Source organism: Paenibacillus thiaminolyticus (assembly GCF_003591545.1).
Lineage (GTDB): Bacteria > Bacillota > Bacilli > Paenibacillales > Paenibacillaceae > Paenibacillus_B > Paenibacillus_B thiaminolyticus_A.
Genome location: NZ_QYZD01000011.1, coordinates 1 through 20,260 on the forward strand (window position 1 = coordinate 1; position 20,260 = coordinate 20,260).

Genomic DNA, 20,260 nt, shown 5'->3' on the forward strand with positions numbered 1-20,260 from the left:
AAGACGACATACGAGATTATTTCTCCGGAGACCATCGGCCTCAAGGAAAGCAAGCTCGTGCTCGGCAAGCACTCGGGCCGCCATGCGTTCCGCGAGAAACTGATCGATCTGGGCTACACGCTCAGCGAAGAGCAGGTCAATGCCGCCTTCGCCAAGTTTAAGGATGTCGCGGACAAGAAGAAAGAAGTGTCGGATGAAGACATTCGCGCCATGATCGAGGAGAAGCTGATCGACACGCCGGAAATGTTCAAGCTGGAGACCGTCTATGTGGAGTACGGCAACCAATCCGTACCCTCGGCGAAGGTTCGCCTCGTTACGATCGACGGGAAGGTGCTGGAAGAGGAAGCGAGCGGCAACGGCTCCGTCGACGCCATCTATATGGCGATTGACAAGGCGTCACGGGAAGACGTTGAACTTACCGATTACTCCATCAAATCGGTTACGCACGGCAAGGACGCTCTCGGCGAAGTCCATGTCGTCCTGACGCAGGACGACATGCCCGCACTGGGACGCGGCGTCAGCACCGATATTCTCGAGGCAAGCGCCCGCGCTTACGTGGATGCGCTCAACCGCCTCATCGATAAGCGCAAGCTGGGCGGCAGCAGCCGCCACGACAAGATTGGGCTGATCTAATATTTTTTCATGGTTGGTTTCGGCCCATCCGGCCCAAACGGCTTTGCCGATGACCTCTTAATAGGGGTCATCTTTTTTTGAAAATAAACCGAAAAAGTTGGAGAAACAGAGCGAATATACAACTAGCAACCCCAAAAATGAGCACTAACTGAATACCAGACATAAAATGATGGATTGGTTTGATGATAACAAATATCATCCCTAGCAAGACCCCAACAAAAAAATACTGTGCGATTTGTTTAAATTTGTTAGTATTCTGGATATTTTTATCTATATAGAAAGAAATGGGGGTTCCGATAAAAAAATAAATGCAAAACAATAATAATGAACCGTTGAGAAATTTAGTGGAGAATGAATAATATAATACCCCTTCACTATTATTATGATTAATTATTGTGAAAATAAAAGAAAGTACGAGAGCCGACACAAGTGAAGCCATGATTCGAATCAATGTTATTCCTCCCTGTAATTGAATGTTTTTCAATCATTCTTAGAGGTTCAACCATTGAACATCCCAATAGCAATTTCTAGAGGAAACTGTGTTGAGAATAGAGATTGGTTTGCTATTCCTGCTCTGTTAATAAGTCTTGTGATCGTATTTCTGGTTATCCGCTCCGTTCCTCCCTTCGTCGACTCCTCTCCCATATTACGCTGTGTCTAACCCCTTATATTCCTTGGGTTCAACCTCTCGAGGTGTAGACGCTGTCTTTGCTCCTTTACTGGGATGTTGCCCTTGATCATACGGCTCCTTTAAGTGTGATTTCACACCGTAACCGTAACATTTTCTCACATAGGAAATTCGGCTAGTGGAAATCAGGAGTATCCACTAGGTCGATCCCCGAGTTGAAGTCCATTTTTTCACTGCTGCCGCTGAATCTCCTTCGTCACAAGTTTCGTTAGCCGTAATGAGTAATAACGAACACAAATTATAATCGCAATCCGCTTTCGCAATAATTGACGGAGCGGGGACATGGATTTTTGTTCATGAAGGGGGTTACTCCTGTAATTTGTTGAAAACCTATACTTATTGTAAGGCGCTTTTTATTATACAAGGAATATAGAAGTACTTTAGTCCAGTTTATAACAAACGCCTGTAGACATCAAAAGGTGTCAACAGGCGTTTGTTCTTTAATTTGTTACTTTAAAAGATCTTGCTAAAGTACTTGGTGCTCCCAAATACTCGAATCCCTCATGAGGATGATTGAATATCGTAACAGTTCTATCATTACTAAGTCGAACATATAGTTCATGAGAGGGAGCTCGGTCATGAACTCCTTCAAAACTGTAGGAACCTCCTTTTTGTGTAATAACTCTCATTTGATAATCTATTTCCGCCCCTTGAACAGCGTATGGATTTCCGGATTTGTGGAAAACGGTAATATCAACTTTACTTGTAGATGTACTGTTTATAATCCGATTAATATATGCACCCGAGTCTCTCTTTGAGCCTACCAATTTTTTATTTTCATCATAAGCATAAGTTGTGGAAACATCTTTAAAGAAAGCTTCAGAAGCTACTGTTGAGTCGGTATAGAAAATGCTGTCTCCTACAGTTTTAGTTCTGTATGCTTCTGAGGTAGAACTGAATCCTCTATTATCTCCTTTAAAATATTTTATGTTTTCACCCCATGTTTTGAAATTATACCAAGGATCTTCAGCCCATTCCATTGGGATAAATGTTTTATAAGTCCATTTAAACGAATTATTGATTGCGGCAAGTTGTAATTCAGGAATAACAATAGAGGCGTCAACAACTTTAACAATACTGTAAGGTTTTTTTGCAAGGGTATTTAACTCATTTTCGCTAAGTTTTTTTCCATTGCTTTCATAAAAAGCTTGTAACTCTTGCTTCTCGTTATTGGTTAAAGGGACTTCAAATTGAATTTCATAAATGTTGTAGGTATTAATCATTTTTGAATCATCTATGAAAATGGTTGATTGGACTTCACCTATAAATTGGTTGTCTTTATATACTTGGTACTTGTTAACCCCAGGTACATCTTTCCATGTAAGTACAACTTTGTCTCCTGTTACAATGGCATCAGCAGATAAGCTTATGTTTTCACCAAAACTCATAGTTTCAAAACCACTATTTTCTGTTTCTGTTGAAAAATAATAAACAGTCTCTTCGGATCCCGAATTATTCAATAAGTTAACTTTGTAACGATATAATGTATTAGATTCCAGATTATCTAGTACGATTTTTTGATCGAAACCTTCATATACTACTTTACGGTCTTGGTCTAAGTCCTCTACAACGGTCTTGCCCTCATGGTTAAGTGTATTTATCTCGATCGCATTTTTAAAACTTTTAATCTGGAGGACTGCTTCATTCTTTGCAGAGACAAATGATGGGCTAGAACAAACCATAACAAGGAATAGAACTAGAAAAAATAAATTCCTTTTCATTACTAATCACCTCCCTTTGTGGATAATTTTTCTTTATAATCAGAATATAATTATATTTTCAAAAAAAGTCAATATAATGTAATTTCCCTGGGCTGTTGGTATACAGCAAAAGCAGCGGTCGTAACATTATCTAAAATGAATCCCGATTCATTAGCAGATGTATATTCTTGCATGTTATGAAATTCTCCTTCCACAGTGGAAAACAAAGGAGAATGTCTTCCAAATAGTAGACATATTTCTGTGAAAGAGATAGTTTGCACTGTATATAGAGTTTTTTTGCGCGATATCAGCACTATATATAGAAAGTTGCCTCGCTAGAAGAAGAACCCCTTCATGTCCACCTTTATATGGAGAATTGTGTTTTTTTCCACTCTGGAAGTACAAAAACATTGCGTTTCCCCTTGGTCATCCAAGTGGCGGGATAGCCCAATTCGTCCCGATGGTGTATATTGGAATACAATATGTTTTTCCAATACTGGGTGAAAGGTATACGCAATGAAATATATGTTTGAGACGAAGCCAAGCGGCTATGAAGATTTTGCCAGCGGAAGGGTGCTGTATAATGCGCGGGGGACGACGGCTTTTCCGGTAAGGCTCGCCAGCGAGATTATGCAGAGATGCTTCCTGCATCTGGAGGGCAAAGGGCATGATGAGCCGTATTCTGTCTATGATCCGTGCTGCGGCGGCGCGTATATGCTTACGGTCGTCGGGCTGCTGCACGGCCATCGAATGAAGCGGATCGTCGCCTCCGATGTGAACTCGGAGGTGCTCGGCATCGCCGAGAAGAATCTGTCCCTGCTGTCCGCGGACGGGATGAGCAGGCGCAAGGAGGAGCTGGCGCAGCTGCTGGAGCAATACAATAAGCCCTCTCATCGCGAGGCGCTGGACAGTGTCGAGAAGCTGGCCTCGCTCATACCGCAATCCTACATAGAAGAAACTTGCTCATTTCATCATGATATTACGGCAAATGGAGACGCGGATATGGCGCCACAAGCAGGCGGAATCGATATTGTTCTTACCGATCTCCCCTATGGGGAGCTTGTTCATTGGCACACCGAGTGCGGCAATCCGTTGAACCGTTTTTTTGAAAATATGTATGAACGGCTGGAGCCGGGGCGTTCCGTCATGGCCGTCATTGCGGACAAGCGCCAGAAGCTGCGGCATAATCAGGGAAGCGGCAGGTCGCCATTTTTGAACCGATAGGAGAATAATACAGAGTATAGGGCAGCTTAGTCTGTCCTTTTTTGGTTTCGTCCGCCTGAGAACATGCCTCCTCAAGAACATGATCATATTTCCGGTCTCGCCATCTTGGGACCCGCAGGTGCGCGTCGCGAAGGACAAAGCCGGATACAGCAGGATGAAGCAATTGTAAGCGCCTGCATTTATTTTCGCAGGACAATTTTCTCGGCGGATGCCTCTGAATAGGATAAAGCAATATGAGATTTTGGAGGTATCGCTATGACAGAGCGGTCAGTTCCTTTCATTGGGGAACGCTTTCCTGAAGTGACGGTTCAGACTACGTTCGGAGAGTTATCGCTGCCAGGTGCTTTTCAGGGACGATGGTTTATTCTGTTCAGCCATCCCGGGGACTTCACGCCGGTGTGCACGACGGAATTTATTGCTTTTGAACAGTTGCATCCGGAGTTCCGAAAATAAAAATACCGAGCTGATCGGTTTGTCGGTGGAGCAGGTATTTTCTCATATCAAATGGATCGAATGGATTCGTCAGTGCTTCGGCGTGACATTACGTTCCCGATTATCGCGGATGGACTGGGCAACTTAGCGAAGAAATTAGGAATGATTCATCCTGCCTTAGGCACACATACAGTACGCAGTGTATTTATTGTCGACCCGAGGGGCATCATCCGGCTGATGCTGACTTACCCTGACGGTAGGGCGCAATGTTTATGAAATCTTACGGGCCGTGCAAGCCTTGCAAGCCGTGGATGCCAATCAAGCAGCCACACCTGTGAATTGGCCGAATAATGAGATTATCGGCAGTCAGTTGATCCTGCCTGCGGCACGAACCGTGCAGGAAGCCGCCGAGCGAACGAAAATGTCACAAGCCGGCCAATTGAAATGTTATGATTGGTGGTTCTGTATGAAGCAGGGATAGCCGCATTCGGCTTCGAACGGACCGATTAGCTGGATTCTAACCCAAACGGTCTCCAGGGGGCGGGGATTGATTTTCGGGAGGAAAGTCTAATTGGCTATTTGGGCTGAGAAAGTTCCAGATTAACTTCAACTGAGGTGTCAGGGGAACCGGAGCCCGGGGCGATCTCGCTTCCGGGTTTTGTTGCGCCCGTTTGCTGGAGCATGAGAGAGGAATCCTGCAATAATGCAGTATTTTCGCACTAGCCTTTCATAGAACCTGACATGAAAAAAACTTCATGCCCCTGATATGGGACGAGCGGTCAGTATTTATAAATATTTACATCTGCTTTTTTTGAAAGAGCAAAAAGTCGATCTCCCACTAAACCATAGGGACATGTTACCAGCAAATGTATATATGCCATTTTTATCTACTTCACTACCACTTTAACAGTCTTATACTGCTTTGGATGTTTTCGCGACCGACCACCCTTTCGTTTCTTTCGCCTACCCTTCGAGTGCTTGGTCGGTTTGCGGTGCAGCGCCAACAGAAATTGGTCCCACGCCTTGTTCATGTAGGCCCGAAGCAGCTTTAGAAATGACCATAGCGTTTGAGTGGTGTCGGCCTCCTTACGGACCAACATGACTAAACCATACGCGATCATGGCTAAAAAAATCTGATTCCATACTGCCTCTGGATGTGAACTGTACAAATGGACTAAGCTGATATGCTGCTTCATCCACTTAAAGAACAATTCAATCTTCCAACGGCACCGGTAGATCTCGCAGATTTGATCCGCGGACTTATCCCAGACATTCGTAAGCCGGGATCAGGTTGAGCCAATCCGGCAGCGGAGCCGGGACATGCCCCCTCTGCTGGCCCGTGTCATTACGAAGGATTGGCCATGAACGCCCGCAAGCGCCCTGCTGAATCCGTTCCGGATCGCGCTCTATGCGGAGCATCTCAAATGGGCGCTGAAGGAGAGGCTGCAAGGTCACCGCCTTCCGGATCAGGCGGCGGACCAAGAATCGATGTCCCGGGGCGGGAGCTAGAGTGCAGCGGATACTTATGAAGCGATAACAGGAAGAGCCGGGGTGGACGCCCGGGCTCTTCCCCTATCAGCATATCAGCCCGATTCCGGCAGTGAATGCGGACGTACTGTGGAGACCGCACCTGACTTGAGCGACTTCCAGTTTATTATTCGTAGGCGGCTGAAGCCGGGAGGCCAGGGCATCCCTGTTCGGGGCGAATGAATTTCATCAGACGGTATTTATTCGACTCGTACATGCGCACGTTTTTGGAGCTGTAATACAGCTGGGATTCCCGCAGCGGATGCGAAGACAGCAATATAATATTAGCTTCGCTCATGCTGGAGTTCGGAATCGGCACCTTCACCTCCTGCCGGTTGCCGTTACGGCGGCGACCGTTACGAGAACGGACTGAATCTGGTAGGCGAAGATTTGATTGAAAATATCGGGAAAATCATCCGCGCTGTCGGTAATGAACGATATTCCGCCCGTCTGCTTGGCGATCCGCTCCAGCTCTTCCTTGTTGACTGAGCGGTCATGGTTCAGGCCGATCGTGTAGATGGGATAGCCTTGCGATTGGACTTGCTTCACGTCCCGGTTGGAATCCTCCACCGTTCTTCCCCGGGAAGCATAGCCGAAATCAGTGCCGCCATCGGACAGCAGGATGAGGAACGGAACGCCGCTTTTCTGAGGTTATGAACCCAGATTCCTAAGCCGACCTAGGTTTTTGAGCCGGTAAAGTATTGCACGGCTGGCACTAACATTTCGTTGTCGCACGGATTGCCTTTATATAATTCGTATTCGGTGACGAACCCGCTTTCCGTTTCATCGATCCGGGCGTATCCGAATTCGGCCGTCTTGGAAAGAGCTTTCCCTTCTTCATTGGTCTTGCTTCCGGATTAAAGAAACTGATGATTCGGTCGGGAATGATTCGATTACCTGCTACCACTTGCTTCGCCTGATTCACCAGTTTTTTGGTTAAGTCAATGGCATCGCCAAGCTAAATTTGCGCGGCGGGACAAGGGTTATGTGCTGATAATTCGAATCTCCCGTATATTACGCATGTTTCCATATTCAAATAAGCCCATAAATTGTTAAATAAGAACAAATAAACTTCATAATTCCTTTATACTTTCGCGCAAACCTTTTTAAAATTCGTTTTGCACAATGAAAATAGAGGGATGGAGGTTTTATTTGTGGGGGATGTTGTAATTTTTACGGACAGAGAGAGAAAAATTCCTTATACGGAAATTAATCGTTTCTATTCGGTTGTTTATTACGAAGAGCCGCATGCGGATATCCGGTTTAAGGCCGTACTTTGCTGCATCATCGATTATAAGGACCCCAAACGGGCTATTTATGCCTCCAATATCATCCGCGCTTCGATGCCGGAGGTTGCGCTGCTCATCATCACAGAAATAGGAGCCGCGTTAAACGATAATGATCTCATCCGTATTCGCGGAGTTGGAAGAATAAGTATGATCCAATGGAAGGAGAATTACCGGAGCAAGCTGCTGCTGGAAATTCAGCGACTCTTTCATCCGGAGTTCCTCTCGGAAGGTCCGCATACCGCTTTTATCCTCTCTGTTTACAATGAAGAAGAGCGTTTTAAGCATGTGCGCCGCTTTTGCGAACGCCTGCAGGCCTTTATTCGTACCCATATTATTGAGGGCTCCATTTATTTGATCGACGACGGCAGCGAGGATCGGACTTTGGAAATGCTTGAAGGGATAGAACGGGAGACGAACCTGACGGTAGGCAGGATAAACGAAGATGTCATTCCGCTTGTGAACGCCAGAAAATTGGGGAGGAATACCCGTAAAGCCGGCACTTATCTTGAAGGGATGCGCACCATTGAAGCCGATTATTTTGTGTTTGTGGACGCCGACGACTCTTTTTCTATCGAGGATATTGCTCGGATGATCAATATTGTCAAAATGGGATACTATGACATCATCATCGGCACGAAAGACAACTCCGCGAAGAACCGGTCGTGGTTGAGGTTTTGGATCAGCCTGTGCAAGCGCATCGTGTCCAAGCCCTTTTTGCCCGAAGGGGTCATAGACTCGCAGACCGGTCTGAAGGTGATGAGTGCCGTTGCTGTGAGACGGATGTTCCCCCATTTAAAAGAAGAATTCGGACTGGCCGTTGATCTGGAAATGATGTTCATCGCCAAGAAGCTGAAGCTTAGGGTGCTACAACTGCCTGTCGAGTGCATTGACCGCGACGGTTCGCACATCGTCGTGTGGCGGGATTCCGTTCGGTTTGTGCGTTCGCTGGTGGATATATGGCGTCTTGATCGGCGGATCAAGTAACTATGATGTGGCAGTGGCGATCGCTCGTTTTTCCGTTGTTTAATGTACTGCTGAATGCGTTCAATTTCTTCTTTCACATTGCCGCAAGCTGGTATTTGACGGAGGAACAGTATGGGCAGGCCAACGCTTTGCTGGCCTTGTTTGCGCTGCTGTCCGTACTCGGCTTATCCGTACAACTGGTGGCAGCCAAGCTTGTCTCGCAAAACTCCCATAACACGCAAAACGGGGATGGCCGCGAGTTTCCGGGCGGGGCGCTTGTTCCGGCTCTGACTGCCGCCGCTGTTTTTGTTGTGCTGGCAGCCGCCCACCCGCTGTTCGCCCGCTTTCTCCAAGTGGACGGCGGAGCGTTAGTCCTGCTGTACGTTGTTGTGTCCATACATATTATGGTTAGTTTGTTCAGAGGGATCATGCAGGGGCGAGAGCAGATGCTGGCGCTTAACGTCAATTTTTACATCGAGGTTGCGGGCAAGCTTACCGTCTTCTTCGTTTGTGTCCGGTTAGGTCTGCAATTATGGCATGTGATGCTGGCGCTTGCTATAGGCATGCTTCTGGCTTTTGCGCATGGCTTGATTGTGGGTGGAGCAAAACCCGGCCTCCTGCGCGGTTCGCTTCGCGGAAAGCTGTTCAAGAGTTTGGGCCGTGAATGGTTGGACACGCTGATCATGAATGTGTTCGTTCTGTTCTTCACTTCGATTGATATGCTCGCGGTGCAGCACTATTTGGCGGCGGATGCCGGCATCTACGCGATTGCGCTCAAGTACAGTCAACTCGTATATTTTGTGGCATTCAGCGTGATTACGGCATTTGTGCCCAAACTTGGAGCAAAGGGGGGAGATAGGGCCGCACTGAGGAAGCTGATTCTGATATTCGGGGGATTTATGCTGGGCTGCGCGGGTTTTGTTTATGCTGGATCCGCCTGGTTGTTTCCGAAGTCCATCCCTCTATTGTTCGGTCCGGATTATCAGGTGGCAGAGCATTATCTTCCGCTCGGAGGCATGGTGTACTGGCTGCTTTCGGTCGTGCTGTTTTTTGCGCACCTGCATGTGCTGACAGGGCGCAGACGCTTTATGCTGTGGCTTGCGGCCGGGGCGTCGGTGCTGCTCCTATGGTTCGGTATCCGGCATCGTACGCCGGAAGATTTTCAGCTTGCGCAGCTTGCCGTATACGGGTTGTTTGCGGCCGGATTTACCGTGGACGCGGCGCTGGGCTTTAAACGGATAGAGAGAGGGTTAGGCATGAGAAATATCCGCAGTAATTCCGGGGAAACCGTCATTTTGCTGCTGTCGTGGCGGGATGTCTTCTCCCCGAAAAGCGGCGGGGCGGAAATATTCACGCATGAAATGCTAAAGCGCTCTGCTAATCGGAGCTTGCGTTTTATTCATTTCTCGCCGTATTTCCCCGGCGCCAAAAAGCGGGAGGAGGCCGATGGAGTAACTTACCTGAGAGCCGGCAATACGTTTAGCGTGATCGTTCATGCGATGTTGTACTATTGGCGTCACCGTAAAACCATCGATTTTGTGGTCAATCAATGCAATACCCACCAGTTTTTCACCCGATTTTGGGTGACGGAGTCTAAGCGCATCTTTTTTATCCATCAGTTGACGAGGGAAATCTGGCTGCAAAATCTGGGGCCGCTCGGAGCCATCGGTTATGTGCTGGAGCCGCTGCTGCTCCGCTTGGCCAGGAAGGACCGTGCGATTACGGTTTCCCCCTCGACCCGCAACGATTTGGTGAAGTTGGGCTTTCATCCGGGCCGCATCCAGGTCATTCCCGAGGGGATCGAGTTTGAGCATTGGCCGGAGCAGCGCTTTCTGGTCAAGCAGCAGCGGCCTACGTTTCTGTATGTGGGGAGGTTTGTCAATTATAAAGGCATCGATCTAGCGATGCTTGCTTTCGGGGAATTAAAACGGGTCTATCCCGATGCGGTCTTGTGGATTGCCGGAAAAACCAATAAAGCGTATGTGGAAAAGGAATTGCTGCCGATTATGAAACGGTACGGCTTGCGGAGCTTAGAGACGGACCGCCATCAGGGAACCGCGCAGGATACGGACGTTTTCTTTCATGGCTTTGTCTCGCAGGAGAAGAAGCTGGAGCTGATGAGCCGTGCCCATGCGCTTGTCTTTCCTTCGCTTCGCGAGGGATGGGGACTGACCGTTACGGAGGCTGCGGCGGTAGGCACGCCAAGTATCGTGAGCAACACGGCCGGACTTGTGGATGCGACGGATTTTGGCAAATGCGGCTATTTGACGATCCATGGAGATGTGCACGGTTTGGCGTCGCAAATGCAAAGAGTCATCGAAAACCCCGATGAGTATGAAGCGATACGCCGGCGGGCGCATCAATACTCGCTCCAATTTCATTTCGACAATACCGGAGCCGTGTTCGGCAAATGGATGGACAGCTTGACGAAAGGAGCACGCCATCATGAAGAAAGTAGGCATCGTATTTACGACATATAATAACGGCTTCAGCGTTGAGGTGTGTCTGGACAGCTGTTTGAAGCAAAATTACCCCTGCCTGGAAATCATTATTGCGGATGACGGCTCCACGGATGATACGGTCGCGACGATCAGAAGCAAGGCGCTCGCCAGTCCATATCCCGTTACGCTGCTCGAGCTGCCGCACGGCGAACGCGGCGTTGCGCGGGTCAAGGCGGTGGAAGCGGCACAGCAGGCGGGAGTGGAGTATTTGCTCGTGATCGATTCCGATATGATTCTGGACGATCATTTGGTCCGCCGCGGCATCGAATATTTCACAGCTCATCCGCAGGTGGGCGCGCTTGTGGTGCCTGAACAGGCGTTTACGCATGCCGACAATTTTTTTTCCAAAGTCAAAGTATTTGAACGGAATGTCATCAACAACGCCGGGGAAGAGCTGGGGAAGCGGTCCATCGAGGCGGCGCGCTTCTGGAGGATGGAAGCTTTCCTTCATGTCGGGGGCTTTAACGCGGAGCAGATTTCGTTTGAAGAGATCCAGCCTACACTGCGCTACATCGAGATGGGCGGGATTGTCCGGCGCGCGACGTTCAGTAGAATATATCACGATGAGAAAAAAGTACTGCTGCGCGAGCTGCTCAGCAAAAAAGCCTATTATTTCTCAGTGATGGACCGAACGCTGACCTCGGAGCGGGAGGGCTTCCGAAAAGCGCTGGAGCGCTGGTATTTTTTCCGTCCGGTACTGTACAGCCGGGCTAACCTGCTGAAGTATATTAAGCATCCGATTTTGACCGTCGCCATGTTGTATATGTATCTATGCCTTAGCCTTATCGGAGCCGCAGCTTTGTTGAAATCACGGCTGTTCAGCAAGTAGCTGCCGCGGATAGAGGAGGACAGCCCATGAGGCGCTGGATTTACGTGTACCGCTACGACCTGATCGCAATCGGCACGATATTGCTGTTCGTACTGCTATTTCTGGCTCCCATTTACAGCCCGGGGCAAATCGTGTTCAGCGATTTGGCCTTTGGCGATCGTTCGGACCGTTACATGGAGGAAATTATTGGCGTTTGGAATGAACGCTGGTCTACATCAACCATGCTCAACGCGCCGAGGATGCTGTACATTTTGCCGTTTTATTTATTGTCCCTTGCCTTCGGGGGGAGCGGCGAGGTTCTGCTCAAGTCATTTATCACCTGTCTGCTGCTGGTCTCGGCGCTATCGATGTACCTGTTTACAAAAAGGCTGGCCGATGTGTATTATCCCGATGACTATACGCCTGTCCGCATGATGGCGTTGCTTCCGGGGGCTTTGTTTTACGCGCTCAACCCTTGGGTTGTTTTTCGCATTCAGCATATTTATTTATTGTGCGGGTACAGCTTGTTCCCGCTTGTGCTCCTATTTTTCTTCCGCGCATTTGATCCGAAATTTCAGATGCGGCGGATCAAAAATGACGATTTTCGCAGGCTGCACCGCCGCAATGTTGACTTGTTTCTGCTTGCCACTGTTTTTACCGTTAGCGCGGCGGCGATCCACTACTTTTTTTACGGTCTGATCTACTTGGGGATGTTCGCGGTTTTACTGGCAATCAAGCTGGGCTGGGTTTACCGCAAGAGCGGGTGGTCCGAACTAAGGGCGTTGTACCGGAACTTTCTGCTCAAAGGAGCCCTTTTCGGCCTCTTTTTCACGCTGCTAAGCTTCTACTGGCTGTCCTTATATGTCGGCAGCATCTTGATGGATGCACAGGTGTCCCAGAACAACATCAATGTGGTGGATACGCTGTCCCTGTTCAGCAGGAATAGCAGCCTGGTCAATGTGCTTTACTTCACCAGCTACTGGTGGCCGATGTTTCCGCTGGATCGCTTGCCGGTCTCCTTTTACGTTGGCGGCGGCGTCCTGCTGGCGTTGATTGCATTAAGCATGCTGACGGATTCACGCCGGTTTTCGATAATTTTAATTTTTACGTTGCTGACGTTTTTTTTCGTGATCGTGGCGACGGGGGTAAAAATCCCGCTGTTTGCGAATGCGTTTGTCCTGCTGGTTACCAAGACGCCAATCATCGGTAATATTTTTCGCGACCCTAACAAAATTGTGGGACTTATCGCCGTCAATTTCAGCGTATTGCTGTCCTTTGGCGTTATTCGGGCGTTGGAGTGGCTGAAGCCGCCGGGCTGCTCCCGTGTTGTGAAAGCGGCGGGGGTGTTTTTTGTTCTGGGCTGCTTGTGGGTCTATAATAATCCGCTTCGAGAAGAGTTCATTAAGGGCTACTATAAGCCGGTCAAGGTTCCTGAGGAGTACAGCGAACTGGACGCAAAGCTGACTGACTCCAAACGGCCGGGGAGCAAAGTGCTTTATTTCCCCATCGCCGACAATATGATTCAGAGTTATAACGGCGTGGCTACACCGGTGTGGAATAAAGGAAATACCTCCATGGAAAAAGCGACCGGCGACTTTCAGGTATATTCCTCGTCCGAGAACACCTTGTTTCACCATGAGGGGAATGCGCCGAGCATCACGTATTATCTCAATTTTCTCCAATATTTGCTCGATAATGGTCTCAGTTCCAAGTTGGGTGAGCTGTTCGTTCCATTCGGAATCAACCAGCTTGTTTATCATCAAGAATATGCCGGACAGGAAGAGCGGCAGGCGTTCAACAAAGAGCTGCTAAATATACAGGAGGGGCTGAACAATACGTACAATAATCGCTATTTCTCATTGTATCAGCTTGATAACAAGCTGCCCTACATGTATGTCGTCCCGCGCAAGGTGGTTACACCTTACGGCTTCGGCCGCATGGAAAGCTACAGTCATCAACCCAGCTTCGGCTTCTCCGATTTCGCGGTGCTGTTCACGGGCTTAACCCCCTCGCTGCCGATATTAGAGACCGTGAGCAAAGGGGATTATCTGGAGGCGGCTTCCTTTGATGATCTGCTGTTGTCCCAGCTTCCCGATAAATATTACCTGCGCCCGTTCGATGCCATCGAAGACGGGAACGCTTATCTGAAATGGTCGAAAACGCTGGTTTCCAACAATGAATGGCTGTGGTATTTGGCCTCTCAAAATATCGGCAATTATCCCTTTGATATGGACCTGAACGCCGGTACTGCCGTTACCTTTGCAACCAGCAAACTGGATGTCGCTCCTTATATGATGGACCGGGTCAAAGGGAAGACGGTTCTCGATCTTAACGGCATGCTGAGCCAGCAGAAATTTTTTACCGCCGATAACCCGGAACTGTTCAAGATACAGGCCGCCCCCTCAAGTCCAACGAATCGGTTGCCCGAGCTGTACGGAGAGATTATGAAAGGAGAACCGAAGAACATCTGGCAGGTCGCAAAATCGGGCTTGCTGGAGGCAAAGGAAAACAATCCGTATAAATTTTCCATCACGGCTTCAGGCAAGGGAACGAACAAATTGCATTTCAAGGCCCGTTTTTACGACGAAAACATGAATGAGCTCGGGATTAATTATATCGTAGCTCCTACGATGGAAAATGACTTTGACGGGGCCCGTTTTTACGGGGAATTTATAACCCCGTTAGGCACCAAACAGATGCGGGTCGACCTGCTGACCATGCAGCGACCGGAGCAGAATACCTATTGGTTGATTCATGATATTGATTTGGCCGATTTGGCGGCATATAAGAAACCAAACACCTTTGTTATGCATAAAACCTTTGAAAAACAGCAGCTATCGCGGATCTACGCACGGGTGCTGGTTAATAAAGCGGGCGGGAGCATTCGTGTGACGCTGCCTGACGGCACTGTCGACGTGCCGACCAAAGATGACAGCGTCAACCAGTTTCAATGGGTGGATCTGGGGCGGCATCTGATACCGGAGGGGGAGGTGGATGTCTCAGTCACCAATATCGCGGGATTTAATGCCGTCAATATGTTGGCGGTCGTTCCCGATGAGAAGCGGGAGGAGTTGGAGCTCCCCGTCAAGCAAGCGATTGAACAGGCCAACCTGTTTTTGGTGCTGGAGGCGGAGAACGACTTTACGGGTTCCGGGAACATCCAGAGCGACCGGTCTTACCCGAAATTGAGCATGGGACGCGGAATCAGCTACCAGAACGGGGAGCTGCGCAGAACCGTGGAAATTTTGCGGGACGGCGATTATTCGGCGGCGCTGCTTGCCAATTTGCCGTCCGGTTACCACGGCGGGTTGACTGTAACATTTACTAATCAGGCGACCGGAGAAATGATCAAACGGACCATACAAGCGTCGGAGCAAAGGGAAAGCCAGGCAGCGGATACAGTGATCGAGGTCGACCATTTGCAGGAGACATTCTCCAAAAAGCTGCTTCGGCTGCCTGCGGTTTTGGCGGATTACGGACGTCATGAAATCCGGAATTTGCACTTGGTTAAGGGAAGCTATACGTTGTCGATCGGCTTCAACAGTTCCGTACCGTCGCTAAGCTCGCTATCGGATTTTAAGCTGCCGGTACTCGAGCCTGACAAAGCGGCGGCCGCGCCGGTGGATTCAGAGGAGCAGTGCGTTCGTCTCGCTTTGGGGCGATCTGAGCTGCAAACATCTGAGGACCAGCTTGAAATCCGATATGCCCCCACCGATTCATGCGGTTGGTACACTTATGCCTCAGACATGATGCCTGCGGAAGCGGGCGGAGAGTATTTGGTGAGATTCGACGCAGTATCGGAGAACGCTCCCGACCGGCATTTGAAAGTGGTGTTTTTTAACGATAAAGCTGAAATTATTGAAGCTTCCTATATTGATGAAGTCGAAGAGAGTAGCAAAAACAAGTGGAACCATTATGAGCAGATCGTGAAAGCGCCCCAAGGAACGGTACAGATGCGGATTCAAGTTTTGGCGAGGGGAGATCGTCAGGAACAGGGTTATTTTCGGATGAAAAATTATTCGGTCATCCCGTATAAGCACATGATCATGCTCGATCAATTCATCCTTTACGAAGGAGACGGCAGCGGCCCCTTTTTCACCTCCCAGCCGCATACGCCCAAGGTGACGGTTCAGCGTGGAGATTCGATGACCCGTAATTTTACGCTATACAATCCGGAGAATAAGAAGGTGCTGATCAATGAAAGCGAATCGCCGAATCCGCTGTGGGAGCTTGAACTAAACGGGGAGAAACAGAGAGCCCGGATCGCAATTAACGGTGTGACGACCGGGTTCATTACGACCGGGAGCGGAAGCGGCAAGATCGTCATTATTCTCCGCCGCTTCTACCAGGTAGGCATCGTATTGCTTGTGTTAAGTCTGTTGATTGGTACGGTATGTATTTTTGCGCCGGACAAACTGTTCTCCAATAAGGGTTATAAACAGGGCAAAAAGAGGAAAAGGAGGTTTTTTCAAAAAACTCTATAAAACGTACTTGTACCCGGCACCCCATACGGTCAGGATGTAACGCGGATTTTTGGGATCGGGTTCAATTTTTTTGCGCAGGTTTGAAATATGTACATCGATGGTGCGGTCCAAGTAGGCGCGTTCACTGCCCTTGATCCTGTCGAGCAGTTCATTGCGGGTGAAGACCTTTCCGGGAGAGCTGTCCAACTGCCTCATGATTTCAAACTCGATGTTAGTTACCTCTATCTCTTCGCCTTCCACAAATAAACTGCGTCTGTACTCGTTTACGGTGAGATCGCCCTTTTTAGCCGGAAAGTGCGAGGTGGTTGGAGATTCCCGGGCGTCATGCGATCTTCTAAGCAGAGCCTTGATCCTGGCGTCCAGTTCTTTTAGGCTGAAAGGCTTGCACAGAAAATCATCCGCCCCGTTTTCGAGCGCGCGAATACGTTCGTCGAGCAGGGTGTTCGCCGAAATCATCAGAACCGGCGCGGAAGTATGGGCATGAAACGCCCGAACCAGTTCATTGCCATCCATCTCGGGCAGCATCAGGTCGCTGACAATAATGTCAGGTTCATATTGTTTCAGCATTTGCATCGCTTCCTGGGAATGGTAGAAGCTTGTAACCTGGTACCCGTTCTCTTCGAGGAAGAGAGAGAGCATGTCGGTTAAATTTTTCTCATCATCAATAAGCAGTACTTTGTTACTCATAATGTCACCCTTCTATCCGAGAGCGTATCTTGTGTAAATAGATAAATAGCAAAAAGGAAGACCTTTTTTTGACTCCGAAGCAATTTAACGATATCACGGATTTAGCGCCAGGATTAAATAAGCATTGTTATATTGTATTTCGAAAATATGAAAGTCCCATTCCCCATGTGGACACAAATGTATAGAAGCTTATAATGAGGGTATAGAAATTCCAAAATTTGATTGAAGGATTAAGGGATGAATGGGGAAGTAACACCATATGGTTTATACGGAAAGTGCTGCTGAGAACGGAAAGATTTTGGGATTAGGATTAAATCAGAAGGCTTTGGCAAATCTGTTCACAAGCCTATTTAAGCAAAATTGAAAGTGGCAGGGACGTTCCATCTAGCGCCATTTTAAATAGGTTATCGACAAAATTGAGGGGTAGATTTGGAGTACTTATTTGATGACAGCGAAACGGCAAGAGAGCGTAAAATATCTTGTGTAAATAGATAAATAGCAAAATGGAAGACCTTTTCTTGTAGAATCAAGTCACCACAACACAATTTACAGAAAAGAGGTCTTCCCTATGAATCATTTTACATCAGATTTAGTCCAAGCTCTAGTCAGGAAACAAGCTCCTATCCTAAGAAATATTAATTTGATTTAATAATTTAGAATGTATGCTCTAGTAATCAACTTACAAGGTGGGGAAAAGATGCGTCTTATACTATTATCAGGCGGCGCGGGGAAGCGTTTGTGGCCTTTGTCGAACACGAACCGCCCCAAGCAATTTTTGCCTGTTTTGCGGCATGAAGGAATACCGGAAAGCATGCTGCAGCGGGTTTGCCGTCAGCTTTCCGACGCGGGTCTGGCGGAGGCGCTGTTGTTTTCAGCCGGCCTCGGACAGAAGGAACTGATTCAAGGGCAGGTTGGCAATCTGGCGCCGATCTTGGAGGAGCCGGAGCGAAGGGACACCTTTCCGGCGATTAGTTTGGCCTCCGCCTACTTACATAGCAAGGAGGGCTGTCATCCTGACGAAATGGTAGGGGTTATGCCGGTAGACGGCTATGCGGATGATTCCTTTTTTCAAGCCTTGAGCAAACTGCCCGGCGTGCTGGAACGCTCGGGTGCCGATATGGCGCTTTTGGGCGTTGCTCCCGACTCGCCTTCCGAAAAATTCGGTTATATTGTGCTGCAGCACCCGGCCGAGAGGGACGGAAGCTGCAGGGTTCATACTTTTGCAGAGAAACCTTCTGCGCTTCAAGCTCAAAAGCTGATTGACGAGGGGGCGTTATGGAACTGCGGCGTGTTCGTATTTCGGCTTGGATTTATGCTTGGCGAGTTGAGGAAACGGGGCCTGCCGGCGAATTACGATGAACTGCTCGACATGTACAAGCTGCTTCCAAGTAAAAGTTTCGACATCGAGGTGGTAGAACGAACGAATCACCTTGTAGCCGCTCCCTATCAAGGCCGATGGAAAGATATAGGCACATGGAATTCGCTTTCGGAAGAAATGGAGGAACTGGTTAGCGGGACCGGTTATGTCTGTCCCGTTTCATTTGGCTCTCGTATTATCAATGAACTGGACATACCCGTAAGCGTATGGAAAGTGCCCAACATTGTCGTGGCAGCCGGACCTGACGGTATTCTGGTCACCGACCGGGAAGCGTCAACCGGCATTAAAGATATGGTGGATCAAATAGAAATCTCCCCCCGATTTAAAGAAACCTGGTGGGGAAGGCAAACGGTGTTGACATCCAGGCAAGAGAGCGAAATAGAATCGGTTACCAGCCGGATTGTGATTTCCGAAGGCCGTTTTATCGGCTACCATGAACATGTGCTGCGCAAAGAAATATGGACCGTTATTGCCGGAGCTGGCGAAGCATGTATTGACGGCCAAATGCTTCCCGTGAAAGCGGGGACGGTCGTTATCGTTGAACCCGGAACGAAGCACTCCCTTATGGCGCACAGCGACCTGGAACTGATAGAATCGCAATTCGGCACGAAAATACTCGAAGACAGCGACATTATTCATTATGCTGCTCCCTGGAGCACGGAGGGGGGGGGCACTAGCAAAACCAATGGGGTTGAGTTGAAACCGATGAGAGAAAAATGATTGAAGAACGACAAGACATTGGTACATATGATTTGGAATCATTACAGGAAGGTATCATTAAATGTGATACTATGGGAGTGATTGTTTTTATGAACCGCAGGCTGGAAGAGTTGTTTGGCCTGGGGGATATGACAGAACGGGAAATTACTGCTTTTACAAAGGCGATTGATGCTTACATTCAGGAGGAGGACCATAAACTCACAAAGAGAATACAGGCGTTTCGAGGAGGAGATTTGTCTTGGAATCATGCCGAGTTCCTGTATACCCGCAGTAATGAGCGCTTATTCTCATTTTATCTTAATCCGGTTTCCGATTCCGCGCAAACGATGTGCTACGGATATTTACTGGTATTCCGGGAATGCGCCGAAGAGGAGAGAGCCAATAAGCTGAGAACCGAGATGATCAGCGTTGCCTCCCATGAATTAAGGACACCTCTAACCACGCTGCTGGGCTATGTGGAAATGTTGATGCAATACGACATTTCCGTACAGAACAGGAAGCGTTACATGGAAGTCATCTCTGCGGAAGGGAACCGGTTGTCCAATCTGCTTGAAGTTTTTTTGGATAGTGAGCAACTGGAATCGGGGATCCTTACCTATCACAAAACTTATGTATCATTGGTAGAACTCATTCAGGAAGTATCCGAACGATGGAATTTGAAATCTTCGCATCTCATTAACGTACGTTCTGAGGTTGATGACGCATTTATCTACGCGGACCGAATCAGAATAACTCAAGTCTTTGACAATTTAATCAACAATGCGATTAAATATACTCCCAGCAATGAAATCATACTCATCCGGATTGCGGAAGAAGGAGGTTGTTATGTCATCGATGTGAGAGATTATGGAATCGGAATTCCCAAAGAGATGCATGGTAAGCTGTTCGATAAATTTTTTCGAGTTAGCAATTCCAAATCCCATCAAATTACGGGCAGCGGCCTAGGGCTATATATCGCTAAAAAAATTGTGACTGACCATGGAGGGAACATTTCACTAACCTCATATTTGGGACGAGGAAGTACATTCCACTTGCGTATGCCGAAGCCTGCTAATTTGGAATAAGTCCCTCTTGAGTTTGTTCCATTGCCGTGATTATACATATTCATTGAATAAAATATCGTAGATGATTTTACTTAAAACATCGTATCACGATTCCATTTGAAATCCTTTGCTGGGTCAAGTCATTGAGACAGTTCCGATTTCCGTCCCGGAACGCTTCCGCTT

The 20,260-nt window shown here is 48.2% G+C and carries 12 protein-coding genes and 3 pseudogenes; 10 read left to right on the top strand and 5 right to left on the bottom strand.

Annotated features, from left to right (window positions below; all coding sequences use genetic code 11):
• Positions 1-633, top strand: a 633-nt coding sequence (locus DQX05_RS13465; protein WP_310735667.1) for an alpha-isopropylmalate synthase regulatory domain-containing protein, incomplete at its 5' end; no start/stop codon positions are given.
• A 1,128-nt stretch (positions 634-1,761) separates the two neighbouring features.
• Here the strand turns inward: DQX05_RS13465 and DQX05_RS13475 are convergent.
• Complete coding sequence (locus DQX05_RS13475; protein WP_119794129.1) at positions 1,762-3,042, bottom strand: DUF3238 domain-containing protein; 1,281 nt, start codon at positions 3,040-3,042, stop codon at positions 1,762-1,764.
• Between the two features lie 495 nt (positions 3,043-3,537).
• Between DQX05_RS13475 and DQX05_RS13480 the strand changes: the two genes are divergently transcribed.
• From DQX05_RS13480 to DQX05_RS32050, 3 genes and pseudogenes are all read left to right on the top strand, one after another.
• Entirely contained in the window at positions 3,538-4,245 is a 708-nt protein-coding gene (locus tag DQX05_RS13480) for a hypothetical protein (protein WP_259391976.1), read from the top strand.
• 255 nt (positions 4,246-4,500) lie between these two features.
• A pseudogene (locus DQX05_RS13485) lies at positions 4,501-4,953 on the top strand (redoxin domain-containing protein).
• A gap of 58 nt (positions 4,954-5,011) precedes the next feature.
• Complete coding sequence (locus DQX05_RS32050) at positions 5,012-5,158, top strand: peroxiredoxin (RefSeq protein WP_259391977.1); 147 nt, start codon at positions 5,012-5,014, stop codon at positions 5,156-5,158.
• 406 nt (positions 5,159-5,564) lie between these two features.
• On the opposite strand, the gene DQX05_RS33145 is transcribed toward DQX05_RS32050, so the two are convergent.
• From DQX05_RS33145 to DQX05_RS13505, 3 genes and pseudogenes are all read right to left on the bottom strand, one after another.
• Positions 5,565-5,924, bottom strand: a complete 360-nt coding sequence (locus tag DQX05_RS33145) for a transposase (protein WP_119794130.1) — start codon at positions 5,922-5,924, stop codon at positions 5,565-5,567.
• 443 nt (positions 5,925-6,367) lie between these two features.
• A pseudogene (locus DQX05_RS13500) lies at positions 6,368-6,837 on the bottom strand (vWA domain-containing protein); the annotation flags it as partial.
• Positions 6,838-6,905: 68 nt separating this feature from the next.
• A pseudogene (locus DQX05_RS13505) lies at positions 6,906-7,162 on the bottom strand (ISNCY family transposase); the annotation flags it as partial.
• Positions 7,163-7,343: 181 nt separating this feature from the next.
• Here DQX05_RS13505 and DQX05_RS13510 point away from each other — a divergent pair.
• The 4 genes from DQX05_RS13510 to DQX05_RS13530 are packed head-to-tail and all read left to right on the top strand — an operon-like array spanning position 7,344 to position 16,249.
• Complete coding sequence (locus DQX05_RS13510) at positions 7,344-8,477, top strand: glycosyltransferase family 2 protein (RefSeq protein ID WP_119794132.1); 1,134 nt, start codon at positions 7,344-7,346, stop codon at positions 8,475-8,477.
• A 2-nt stretch (positions 8,478-8,479) separates the two neighbouring features.
• Positions 8,480-10,936 carry a glycosyltransferase gene (locus tag DQX05_RS32845; RefSeq protein WP_310735668.1) on the top strand — a complete coding sequence of 819 codons (2,457 nt, stop codon included), beginning with the start codon at positions 8,480-8,482 and terminating at the stop codon, positions 10,934-10,936.
• Positions 10,902-11,786 carry a glycosyltransferase family A protein gene (locus DQX05_RS13525; RefSeq protein ID WP_119794133.1) on the top strand — a complete coding sequence of 295 codons (885 nt, stop codon included), beginning with the start codon at positions 10,902-10,904 and terminating at the stop codon, positions 11,784-11,786. The genes DQX05_RS32845 and DQX05_RS13525 overlap by 35 nt, the downstream gene beginning before the upstream one ends.
• A 26-nt stretch (positions 11,787-11,812) precedes the next feature.
• On the top strand, positions 11,813-16,249 hold the full coding sequence (locus DQX05_RS13530) for a hypothetical protein (protein WP_259391978.1): 4,437 nt from the start codon (positions 11,813-11,815) through the stop codon (positions 16,247-16,249).
• On the opposite strand, the gene DQX05_RS13535 is transcribed toward DQX05_RS13530, so the two are convergent.
• The gene (locus DQX05_RS13535) at positions 16,244-16,936 is read right to left on the bottom strand and encodes a response regulator transcription factor (RefSeq protein ID WP_119794134.1); all 693 of its coding nucleotides are present in this window, start codon (positions 16,934-16,936) and stop codon (positions 16,244-16,246) included. The two genes, DQX05_RS13530 and DQX05_RS13535, sit on opposite strands and share 6 nt — an antisense overlap.
• A 697-nt stretch (positions 16,937-17,633) precedes the next feature.
• On the opposite strand from DQX05_RS13535, the gene DQX05_RS13540 reads away from it, so the two are divergent.
• On the top strand, positions 17,634-19,034 hold the full coding sequence (locus tag DQX05_RS13540; RefSeq protein ID WP_119794135.1) for a sugar phosphate nucleotidyltransferase: 1,401 nt from the start codon (positions 17,634-17,636) through the stop codon (positions 19,032-19,034).
• The gene (locus tag DQX05_RS13545) at positions 19,031-20,098 is read left to right on the top strand and encodes an ATP-binding protein (protein ID WP_119794136.1); all 1,068 of its coding nucleotides are present in this window, start codon (positions 19,031-19,033) and stop codon (positions 20,096-20,098) included. The genes DQX05_RS13540 and DQX05_RS13545 overlap by 4 nt, the downstream gene beginning before the upstream one ends.
• Positions 20,099-20,260: the final 162 nt, after the last annotated feature.